The sequence below is a fragment of the Streptomyces sp. NPDC005483 genome (assembly GCF_040606035.1).
Lineage (GTDB): Bacteria > Actinomycetota > Actinomycetes > Streptomycetales > Streptomycetaceae > Streptomyces.
This window is the reverse complement of sequence record NZ_JBEXEA010000083.1, coordinates 1-9,943: the sequence shown is the minus strand read 5'-3', so window position 1 is coordinate 9,943 and position 9,943 is coordinate 1. Positions and strand designations below refer to the sequence as shown.

The 9,943-nt window shown below is 66.9% G+C and carries 6 protein-coding genes and 5 pseudogenes; 4 read left to right on the top strand and 7 right to left on the bottom strand.

Annotated features, from left to right (window positions below; translation table 11 throughout):
- Positions 1 to 481 precede the first annotated feature (481 nt).
- Positions 482 to 635 (top strand): annotated as a pseudogene (locus tag ABZT06_RS49755) (shikimate kinase); the annotation flags it as partial.
- Between the two features lie 38 nt (positions 636 to 673).
- Here the strand turns inward: ABZT06_RS49755 and ABZT06_RS49750 are convergent.
- The 3 genes and pseudogenes from ABZT06_RS49750 to rhaS all read right to left on the bottom strand — a co-directional run.
- A complete protein-coding gene (locus tag ABZT06_RS49750; RefSeq protein ID WP_355756365.1) occupies positions 674 to 817 on the bottom strand; it encodes a hypothetical protein in 144 nt (47 codons plus the stop codon).
- The gene (locus tag ABZT06_RS49745; RefSeq protein WP_355756367.1) at positions 805 to 1,227 is read right to left on the bottom strand and encodes a squalene/phytoene synthase family protein; all 423 of its coding nucleotides are present in this window, start codon (positions 1,225 to 1,227) and stop codon (positions 805 to 807) included. Before ABZT06_RS49745 ends, ABZT06_RS49750 begins: the two co-directional genes overlap by 13 nt.
- A gap of 55 nt (positions 1,228 to 1,282) precedes the next feature.
- A pseudogene (gene rhaS, locus ABZT06_RS49740) lies at positions 1,283 to 2,070 on the bottom strand (rhamnose ABC transporter substrate-binding protein); the annotation flags it as partial.
- A gap of 490 nt (positions 2,071 to 2,560) precedes the next feature.
- Between rhaS and ABZT06_RS49735 the strand changes: the two are divergent.
- Complete coding sequence (locus ABZT06_RS49735) at positions 2,561 to 2,764, top strand: ubiquitin-like protein Pup (protein WP_355756363.1); 204 nt, start codon at positions 2,561 to 2,563, stop codon at positions 2,762 to 2,764.
- 41 nt (positions 2,765 to 2,805) lie between these two features.
- The gene (locus tag ABZT06_RS49730) at positions 2,806 to 3,693 is read left to right on the top strand and encodes a hypothetical protein (RefSeq protein ID WP_355756361.1); all 888 of its coding nucleotides are present in this window, start codon (positions 2,806 to 2,808) and stop codon (positions 3,691 to 3,693) included.
- A gap of 372 nt (positions 3,694 to 4,065) precedes the next feature.
- On the opposite strand, the pseudogene ABZT06_RS49725 reads toward ABZT06_RS49730, so the two are convergent.
- From ABZT06_RS49725 to ABZT06_RS49710, 4 genes and pseudogenes are all read right to left on the bottom strand, one after another.
- A pseudogene (locus ABZT06_RS49725) lies at positions 4,066 to 4,313 on the bottom strand (IS3 family transposase); the annotation flags it as partial.
- 51 nt (positions 4,314 to 4,364) lie between these two features.
- A pseudogene (locus tag ABZT06_RS49720) lies at positions 4,365 to 5,073 on the bottom strand (IS30 family transposase); the annotation flags it as partial.
- Between the two features lie 100 nt (positions 5,074 to 5,173).
- Entirely contained in the window at positions 5,174 to 6,454 is a 1,281-nt protein-coding gene (locus ABZT06_RS49715) for an IS701 family transposase (protein ID WP_355756359.1), read from the bottom strand.
- Between the two features lie 58 nt (positions 6,455 to 6,512).
- Positions 6,513 to 6,990 (bottom strand): annotated as a pseudogene (locus tag ABZT06_RS49710) (helix-turn-helix domain-containing protein); the annotation flags it as partial.
- Between the two features lie 493 nt (positions 6,991 to 7,483).
- Between ABZT06_RS49710 and ABZT06_RS49705 the strand changes: the two are divergent.
- A partial coding sequence (locus ABZT06_RS49705) for a hypothetical protein (RefSeq protein ID WP_355756357.1) occupies positions 7,484 to 9,943 on the top strand: 2,460 nt, incomplete at its 3' end.

Sequence of the window (9,943 nt, the reverse complement as noted above, 5' to 3'; positions counted from 1 at the left end):
CAGCCGACCGCACAGCATCCTCGGACCACCCCGCGGCCATCCCGTACTCCGTGAGGTCACCCTCGACCGGAAAACAGAACTCCCTCATACCAGAATCCCCGACCCGATACCCGCCCATACCAACTCCAAAGACCACGAGACTCGAGTAGAAACGAACCCTCTATTTGCAACGTGATCAGCACACCAACGAGTTCACCGTGTCCCTCCTATGGTCCTTGCCCCTAGATTCTGGACATCGGAGAGACTTGGATCTTGAGGGGCCAAGAGAATGAGGTCCCCCGGGAGCCCGTCGACGGCTCGGACTGCGGAATCACCGGCGACCGACTTGACCGTCGCTCCCGGCCTCGAATGAGTACAACGCGCCTGCGTCCGCCTTGAACTCATCGGGGCAGTGCTTGGTCCCCTCGCGTCGCAACGTCACCTCTTGCCTTGACGCGTCGGCCATCCGACGAGCCGGCCGCTGCTCGTCCTGGTCGGCCTGATGAGGGTCGGCAAGTCGACCGCCGGCGTGCTGCTCGCCGAGCGGCTCGGGCCGGGTACCGGACACCGACGAGGACATCGTCGCCGAACAGGACTCCACCATTGCCGAGATCTTCGTGAACGAGGGCAGGGCCGCCTCCCGGGCGATCGAGAAGGCGACCGCGCACCGGCGCTCGACCCGGCGGCGGTCATCTCACTCGCCGCCGCTCAGCGACGCCCGCATCAGGACACGTACTGCCGCCGCCTTTGACGGACCGGCCGACCCGCGCAGCAGCGCCGGCCCGCGGTTGCGCGCCGCGTCCGCCGTGAGCAGCTCGATCCCGATCAGGGCGCGCACCAGCCGCCGGCTGGGACCAGCTCCGTCAGTCGCCGGCTTTCCAGGAGCGCGGCACGGGCCAGTCCGAGCTGATCGTCCAGCAACGCGCGCAGGCCGGCCGAAGAACGCCCCGCCGCCAGGTCGGCCGTCGTCACCGAGAACTTCTCCAGCGTGCTCGCCGGGATGCCCAGGCGTCCCTCCCGCAGGTCCTCGGCGAGGTCGTTGACGAAGTCGAGCCGCTGGCTGCGGTCGATGAACGTCCGGCACGCCGCCAGGTAGCGGCCCTCGTCGTCGCCGTCCGGCCCCAGCAACTCGGCGACCAGCATGAACGCCGGCAGGGAATAGGCGTCCACGTACGACTGGTAGTCGTCCTCCGTCGTGAAACCGGCGAACTCCAGCTCGGCCCGCGCGGTGGACAGGTACTCCGCCACCCGCTGCCCGAGCCGGGGCCGGGCGGCGACGGTGCACACCAGCGCCCGGATGAAGTCAGAAGTCGTAGTCGTCGATGTTCTTCGCGTCGAACACCGTCGGGTCACCGAGGGTGATGACCCCGTCCTTGCCCAGCGCGAACCAGCCCATGTCGCCGGCCAGGAATATCTGTCCTTCCCGGCCGGTGATCTGGCCCGAGGCGAGCGCGACCGCCGCGCGGGCGGCCAGTTCGCCCAGCTGGGCCGGGTCCCAGAGCACGAAGGGTCGACCGTGCCGTCCTTGACGTACGGGCGCATGTCGTTGGGGGCGCCGAGGCCGGTCAGTTTCACCGCGCCCTTGTACGAGGAGGTGGACAGGAAGTCGGCCGCCGCCTTGATGCCGTTGGTGGTGGGGGAGATGATGCCCTTCAGCTCGGGGTGACTTTCGAGCAGGCCGCGCGTCTCGTCGTAGGACTTGTCCGCGTCGTCGTCGCCGTAGGCGATCTCGACGAGCGTCATGTCGTTGTACCGCGGGTCCTCCAGCTCGTCCTTCATGCAGTCGATCCAGGTGTTCTGGTTCGACGCCGTCTTCGCCGCGGACAGGATGGCGATCTGCCCCTTGAAGCCGATCTGTTCACCGAGCAGTTCGAGCTGCTTCACGGCGAGGTCCTCGGCGCTCGCCGGGGAGACGAAGGCGTCGCGGCACTCGGGCCGGGTGTCGGAGTCGAAGGTGACGACCTTGACATCTTGGCCGAGCGCCGTCTTCAACGCGGTGCACAGGGCGTCGGGGGCCTGGGCGGAAACCGCCATGGCGTCGACGTGGTGCCGAGTGAGGTCCTCGACCTCGGAAACCTGTCCGGCGGTGTCGGCTCCGTCGTCCGTACCGCCCATGTCCGCGTCCCGCAACGACTCCTTGCCCCGACCACGGCGATCTGGCGCACCAACAACCACCACACGGTCCGCCTGACCATCCGCTCACGGGTGAGCCGAGCTAACGCGGTCGGCGAATGCCGGCATCGCGGACGGGCTTCTGTGCAGATCCAAGACGGTCCGTCGCCGGCTGCACCGCTTCAACCGCTCGGGCCCGAATGGGCCGGCGGACCCGGGCGGGCAGGGCCGCAAGCGTCGGGTCACCGAGTCGGAACAGAGCAGCAGTTGCCTCACGGACGCCCTCGGCCGATGCACCGGGTCGTCGGTTCGTGGACGCGGACACGGCACCCTCGACGGGCCGGAGCCGCTGGCCCGCCCAACCCATCGCCACGAAAGTGAACCCGGCACGTGTGCCGAGCCGTTACAGGGGAGGAGCCCGTGGCGACCGCCACGAAAGATTCCGCGTTCGAACTGGGAGGCATGAGTCGTGCAGCGCAAGGACGAGCGTCAACCCCACCGCCATGACCAGTCGGAACAGGAACAGGAGGAGTCCGGCTCCGCGACGGACGGATCCGGTTCGGAAGTCGGAGCTGATGCCGACGCGGTCCTCGACGACATCGACGATCTCCTCAACGAGATCGAACAGCCGGAGGAGTTTGTCAGGCAATTCGTGCAGAAGGGCGGTGAGTAGGGCTGTCCACGGCCGCCACAGTCCGCTCCCCGGCGGGCGACTTGCTCATCGTCAACGGTGAGGTGTTCCAGCGAAGCCACACCCTCGACGCCGGCCTGGGCGGGAACAAGGTGCACTTCTGCGGCGTGGAAGACCTGACGTTCTCCGTACGCACCGGACAGGTCCGGGTCTGTGAGGCTGTCAGCGGCAGGGACCTTGCGGACTTCGGACTGCTCCAGGTCGCCGCCTACCCCCGCCCCACGGCCACCCTGCTGAGTGCCGTATCCGCCTACCTGGAGCATCGGAAGCGACCGCCGGTGAACGCGGCGGGAATCAGCGCACCGACCAAGCTGTACCAGCTCCTGCTGCTGGCACTTAAGGAACTCCCGGTACCGGCAACGGTCTATCTGTCTCGGAAACTGCTGGACAGGTCGTTCGGGGAACTTGCCGGACAACTGGGGCTTCCCTTCGTCCTCAAGGCGATCAACGCCAGCGGCGGACGGCTGAACTTTCTGATCGAGACCGAGATCGACTTCATGCGGTACGTCGACGATCCGGCCTTCGCGAAAGTAGCCTTCCTCGCTCAGGAGTTCATACCGAACAATGGCACGTTCCGCGCCCTGGTGCTGGGTGACGGAGTTCCGATCGTCATGCACCGTTGCAGCACGAACGGTTCACACCTGACCAACACGGAACAGGGTGGCCACGCCACCCTGTTCGATGCGGACACCTTCGATGCCGAGGTGCTCGGCGTGGTGAGAGAGGCGGCCAGGGTCATGGGCTACGAGGTAGCAGGTGTCAATCTGGTTCAGCATCGGCAGACACGCGAGTGGTATCTGTTGGAAGTCAGCTCCAGTCCGGCCATCGGAAGCGGCGCGTACGCGGAGGCGAAGACGAAGGCGTACTCTTCCTATCTCCGCGCGAAACTGGCAGAAACGAGCGAGGTGTGACCCCCGGCCTGGCCCGCTGCGTGGTCGAGGACGACAGGCCCCTGCGCCGGGCCGCCGAACGCTTCCAGGTGTTGCCGGACCCTGGCCAGTGAGGACTTGTTCACCCCGGTCCAGGGACGCAGTTCCCGATCGCCGGCTTTCACCAAGCGCAGGACCTCCAGGTAGTCGGCCTGAGGGAGAGTGCGGGAACAGGCACGTCGCCAACACGAAGTACACGGTGAACCGGGCGGACAGCAGACGCTGACGCTTCTCCAGGCGACCAGCCCCACTGACCACACGGTCCACCAGCTCAGGCGGGCACGACCGGGCCAAAATGCCCAGCCCCAACCGATCCGGACGAGACGGGCCTTGGCCCCGAATTCCGGACACGGGTCATGCGGCTGGTGTGAGCGTAGTTGGTGGGAGGTGGAAGGTGTTCTCGAAGGCGATGGGCGATCGTTGTCCGAAGCGGCAGTGTCGGCGCCGGGTGTTGTGGGGTGGAGCTGTCCGAACGCGTCGAGTCGGGCCTCGCGCTCGCCTGGCCAGCTCTTTCGTCCCTGCAGGGTCTCGCGCTTCAAGGGCGCGTTGAAGGATTCGGCGAGTGCGTTGTCCGCGCTGGGCCCGACCGCGCTGATGCTCTGCCTGCTGACCTGCGGGCTGCGGCCAAGGCCCCGCTTGTGTACTGGGCGAGTTCAATCTGTCGTTGCAACACCGGACTGTCGCAGCGGGCGTAGCTTTTCTTCGAAGACTTCGGCCGGTGTCCGCCAGCCCAGTATCGTGCGGGGCCGGTTGTTGATCGCCATGGCGACGGCTTCGAGGTCCGTGGACGACCAACGGGAGAGACCGGTGCCTTTCGGGAAGTACTGACGCAGCAGTCCGTTCGTGTTCTCGTCCGTCGGTCGTTGCCAGGGTGAGCACGGATCGGCGAAGAACACCTTCGTCCCGGTGCCGAGAGCGAACTGGGCATGGCCGGAGAGTTCCTTCCCTCGGTCCCAGGTGAGGCTCTTGCGTAGCTGCTCGGGCAGCTTCGTCATCGACGTCGTGAGCGCCGCGTTCATCGCGATCGCGTCGTAGCCACCGAGCGAGGTGCCGTTCTTCACCGGCGGGATCTCGCCCTAGCCCTCGAGCCGGGGCAGGTGCACCAGGAGCGTGGGGCGGCTGCTGCGCTCGACGAGCGTGCCGATCGCGAATCGGCCCGTCCCGATGATCAGATCGCCTTCCCAGCGTCCGGGGACCGCGCGGTTCCCGGCTTCGGCGGGGCGTTCACTGAGAACGACGTCCGCGGTGACTTACCCCTGCGGCTTGTCGTGTGACCGTGCACGGGGAGTCCGCAGCGCCCGGCCGGTACGCGGACACGTGACCAGCTCCCGCTTGAGCGCGCCACGGGCCCTCGATGAACAGCTCCTAATTGGACTCCGTTAGGTCTGTCCCGATCTTGGCCTTGAGCGTGACCCGCTGGGCAGGGGTTGATGGCAGGTTGCGCAGACGCCGGTCCAGCACCTCAGGACGTTCTGGAGGGTGTCGAGGACCTGGTAGAGACTGAGACCGGTCCGGGCACTTTTGGGGCCAGGCGCTGTTCGGTGAGGAAGGCGTGGGCGGCGGTCACGAGGGTGACGTGGTGGTGCCAGCCCGGCCAGGAACGCCCCTCGAAGTGGTCCAGGCCCAGGCCGTGCTTGAGCTCGCGGTAGTCGTGCTCGATGCGCCAGCGGACCTTGGCCAGACGGACCAGGTCGGCGATCGGGGTGTCGGCCGGCAGGTTGGACAGCCAGTAGTCGGTCGGCGCCTCGGCGCCGGCGGGCCATTCGGCCAGCAGCCAGCAGTCGGGCAGGATGCCGTCCCACCAGCCCTGCCCGGCTGAGGCGGCGGCCCGGATCGGCCGTTCGACGGCCTTGCCCGCGGGGCGGACGCGTATGGCGGCGAAGCGGGAGCGTAACTCCCCCCGCGAGCCATTTCGCCAGGTCAGGGGCGTGAATGCCTCTTGCCCGAGGCCGGTGGCCAGGGCAGCCACTGAGGGTGCGGCTTGGCGGTAGCGAGGCTGAGGCCAGCAGCCGATCGGCCGGTTGCGGTCCGGGGCCACGGGCCGGACGTCGAAGGGGTGGGCTGTCACATCCGCCCGGACAGCCAAGACGTAGGCGAGTTGACGGTCGGACAGTGCGGCCCGCAGGTGAGCGTTGGTGCCGTAGGCCGCGTCGGCCACCACGACCGGCGGCCTCATGCCCCAGCCTGCGAGCGTGTCGAGCATGTCCAGGGCAAGGCGCCACTTCTCGCGGTGCGTGACGTCCGCCGGGATGCGGGCGAGGCCCCGGCGAACCGTGTCCGACGCCCACTCCCTGGGCAGGAACAGCCGCCATTGCAGCGGGCAGGACGCGGTATCAGTCGCGGCGTGGACGCTGACCGCGACCTGGCAGTTTGCCCTCTTGCCCAAGGCCCCGCAGTACTGCGGGGCCACCCCGGCCGACATCCGGCCGTCCTTGGGCACGGACACGTCGTCGATCACCCAGGCCGTCGGGGTGATGAGCGACAGCATCCGCTCGCAGATCCGCCGCTGCACCGGCACCGGATCCCAGGTGGACTGGTTCACGAACTGCTGCAGGTTCTGTTCATTGCCGTCCGGCAGCCGCGAGGCCATCGCCTGGATCGACTTGCGGCGACCGTCCAGCATCAGTCCCCGCAGGTAACAGTCACCCTTGGCTCGCTGGTCCTTCCGCGGCACCGAGGCGAACACGTCAGCCATGAATAACGCCAACTTCGCCCGGACCCGGTTCACTTCATGTGCGTCCACACACCCACCCTGCTCCTGAACAGGCCCGGCAGAAAGACCTAACGGAGTCCTACTAAGGAATCGCTTCGTGACTGATGCGCATGGACTCATCATCGGGGAAGTCGACACGCAGCCGGTGTGAGTTCTGCTCCGGGCTCCATGCCGTCGCCCGCCTTCTGTCCTGCCGTGCGGCTTGTTCAGGTCCTTCCACGCGGGCGTCCTGGGCCCGGCGACGATCGTGCCGTCGGGACGACGGACATGGCGAGCCGTTCCTGCACGTATGCACGCAACTCGTCGTTGCCTGCGAGTTCTGCAGTCTTCGAGCGCTTCGCGGCCTGCTGTGCTCTCCACGGCGCGATCAGAGCCCGATAGACCGGTTTGCCGCCGCGGGTCGCCGCGTTGCGGCACAGCTCGCGTGAGATCGTGCCCGCGTCGCGGCCGGTCCGGCGGGCGATCTTGCGCACGCCGAGTTCCTGGGCGCGCAGCAGCGCGATCTCCTCGCGCTCGGTGAACGACGGGTAGCGGCCGGTGGGCTCGTCCAGGCTGATCGGCGGCATTCCGCCAGCGTGACGGAACCACCGGATCCCGACCGGTGCCGACACGCCGACCCCCTCGGCCGCCTGCACAGTGGTGACCCCGGACGCGATCAGGCGCCAGAACTCACGCTGCACAGCGCGCGACGGCTCCGGACGGCTGGGCGAGCGCATCGGCGCACGCATCGCCCGGTCCGCTGCCCACTGCCGTCGCGCCCCCGTCGGAGCCTGCGGCATCGACTTCCTCGGTCGTCCCATCCAACACCTCCACGATCAAGGTGTTGCGACGACCGGTTGAATCCACCTGTGGGGGCGGGTTGGTGAGCCGGTCCCGATCAATCAGCGGAGTATCCAGCGGCGATCCCCAGCACTTCACGAACTGAGCACGTTCATCATGTGTGCGTCATGGGGGGGGTGAACTTCGGGATGGGCCGGCTGCGTTGTCTGTTTTGGAGTCGTGTCTGTTCAGTCTGGTAGTAGGTAGGGGAGTGGTGTGGGTGTGGTCGGTGGTCGCGGTATGAGGGAGATCTGTTTCCCGGTTGAGGGGGATCTCACGGAGCACGGGGCGGTTGCCGGGTGGGCCGAGGGTGAGGTCGAGGCGGCCGTCGAGCGGGTTCGGGAGGCGCTGCGGACTGCTTACGGGCGGGAGCTGGATGCCCTGGGCGGAGCCGGCGGCCGCAGTGAGTCCGCGGGTCTGTCCGCGGCCGCACAGACCACCGCGCAGACCGCCGCGCAGACCGCCGGGCAGACCGCCGCGCAGACCGCCGGGCGGACCGCCGGGCAGGCGGTCGGGGAGGTGACTGAACGGGCGGGCATGCAGGCGTTCCTGGACGCTCCTCGGGCCCCGGTGTCCCCGTCGTCGGCGGTGGCGGTGCCGGCGGGAGCCGACGGCGCGTACGCCGGGGTGACGGCCGGGGAGATCAGGGCGGTGATCGAGGACTACGGGCTGCACGACCTGCCGCCCTCCCTCGTCGCACACGCCTACCGCACCTACCGTGCCCGGCGGCCGATGCCCACGCTCCTCGGTCCCCAGGACCTCGACACCCTCCGCAGCCGGCGCGCCGAACACCTTCGCACCATCGTCGAGAAGACCCTGTCCCACAGCACCGGCGGAGGCGGCGCACGCCCCCTGGACGCCCCGGCCACCCACGAGGAGATCCGCCTCCTGAACGAGGAGACCACCACCCTCCTCGCCCACACCGCCCACGAAGCCCGGCCCGACACCCAGCACGAACCGGCCCCCGCCCTCGAACCCGGCCTGCTTCACGAACTGCGCACCTCCGTCCGCCGCCACATCCACGAGCTCACCACCCCCGCCGGCACCCCCGACACCCGGCCCCCCACCGACCAGCTCCCCGACCCCGTCCTCGTTACCACCTACTGGAAACAGCTGCGCACCACTGTCTGGCGCAAGGACCCTCTGCACCAACAGGCACTCCGCATCACCCCCCACTTCCTCAACCCCACCAACCCCCCAAGCCTCGCCATGGCCGGCGGCGTCGCCAACACCGGTTTCACAGAAGAGCAATTCTTCGACGCTTTCACCAGGTGGTTTCAACAGCCCGGCAACGAAAACAACATCCCGGGCGTAATTGAGAAGTTTCCGGTCTACGATGCGGACGACAGAAAGCGAGAATCCGTAACTATAGGTGGTTTCGTTAAAGCGCTCCGCAAGCCCGGGCGGGCTCTGAGTGTTCGCCTGAAGGATCTCTTCCTCGCGAATCACTGGCAGCTCAGCGAGAAAAAACTGGAGGATGGCAGCCAGGGGTGGACTCTCGAGAGCGACGCCGAGTGGAATGACCGTAAACAGCTGGCGGCTCTCCAGGCATTCACCGAAGCCAACGGGGGTAAATTCCCTACGACAGGCAGGCGTGTGCGTGTCCTGGTATGGGGAGAAGATCTCCATGCGCTGGTCGGAAACCTCTCGATACCTGCTGGCCGGGTGAGGCAGGCTCCCGAACTTCAGGAGTTCTTGGTGAGCCGGGGCGCTGTCGTGCAGCAACTCGCCGGTGACAAGTGGAGAGTCAGTCGCTGGCCGGTCACTGTCCCTTCGGAAGTAGCCAATCCGGTGACACTGCCTCCCCCGGAATGGTGGCCGGGTCGGTCACGGTACCTCACAGCAGATGCGGCTGCACCCTTCCAGTTGTCGGGTCGCTACAGGTCAACGCAGGATGAGATACCAGCGACTGCTGCGGCTTTCGAAGCCGTCGCCGGGCAAGGACTTGCTCGCGCCGAGGCTGACCTGTACGTCGCTTACTCTCTCTGGTTCCAGCGACACGGCAACGAAAATAGCATACCGAGAGTGATAGATACTTTTGCTCTGTACGACCCGCGCGACGGGAGAACCAGAGAGGTCGAGATCGGCGCATTTGTATCACGTCTCAGGGGTGGCGGAGGTCTCCTGAGCAGCCCATTGCGGTCTCTCTTGGAGAGTCATTATTGGCGTTTGAGTGCACCTGAATCCACTGACGGCCATGACCGCATTTGGCGACTTGAAGCCGCCGCAGAATTGAATGACCGCAAATATATTGCGGCTTTTAGTGCTTTTCTTTCGACGCATGATGAAATGTTCCCTTCCAGGTCGAGTGCAGGAAGTCTGAAAGTGTGGGGGGAAAATCTCGGGGAAGTTGTGAACCATCTGATGCGACAAACTGGCCGAAAGAAGAACAAGTCTGGTTTTCGTGAATTTCTGGTGGCGCGTGGTGTCGAGGTGGAGGACGTCGATGCGGGTAAGTGGCGGATCAAGCGTTTGCCGAAGACGGTTACGGCTTCGGCTGCGAAGGAGGTGAAGGATGATCCGCCGGTGTGGTGGCCTGGGCGGAGTCGGTATGTCCGTGGTGGTGGGGGCGGTGTGGCGGCTGGGGGTTCGGCGGCGGTGGTGCCGGGGCCGGTTGTGTCCGGTAGTTACATGTCGGGGACGGGTGTGCTGGCGGGGTTCGGTGAGGCTGGTCCGTCGGGGCTGGCGGGCCGGGGCAGT